Source organism: Halomonas sp. AOP30-A1-24 (assembly GCF_052378165.1).
Classification (GTDB): Bacteria; Pseudomonadota; Gammaproteobacteria; order Pseudomonadales; family Halomonadaceae; genus Vreelandella; species Vreelandella citrativorans.
In genome coordinates, this window is record NZ_JBQSXL010000112.1 from 1 (window position 1) to 295 (window position 295).

A 295-nucleotide genomic window follows, 5' to 3' on the forward strand; every position below is an offset into this window, starting at 1 on the left:
TCGTGGCGGTGATGCTGCCCAAAAAGCGTCTCACCATGATGAGGCGCACCCTTATCGGCCAGATGAAAACGTTGATAACCAGAAGAACCCAGACGCTCGCTCAGAGCCTGGCCACAACACGTCAGGCAAAGCAGCGCCCATTCCAGGCACTCAAGTCGTTAAAGAAAAGCGCGCTCATAAAGACAATATCGATCAGCAGTCTGATAAAGCCGACCCGAAAGGAAGCGAGTAGTTTATACGCCTGCAACCTTAACGGCTCCTACATTGTACAAAGAACCCCGTAAAGGCCATCTGT

1 protein-coding gene is annotated in these 295 nt (G+C 51.5%); it reads left to right on the forward strand.

Annotation, left to right across the window (positions count from 1 at the left end; translation table 11 throughout):
* On the forward strand, nt 1–232 hold a 232-nt coding region (locus ACT3TJ_RS18100; protein WP_444666148.1), incomplete at its 5' end, for a hypothetical protein.
* Between the last annotated feature and the right edge of the window lie 63 nt (nt 233–295).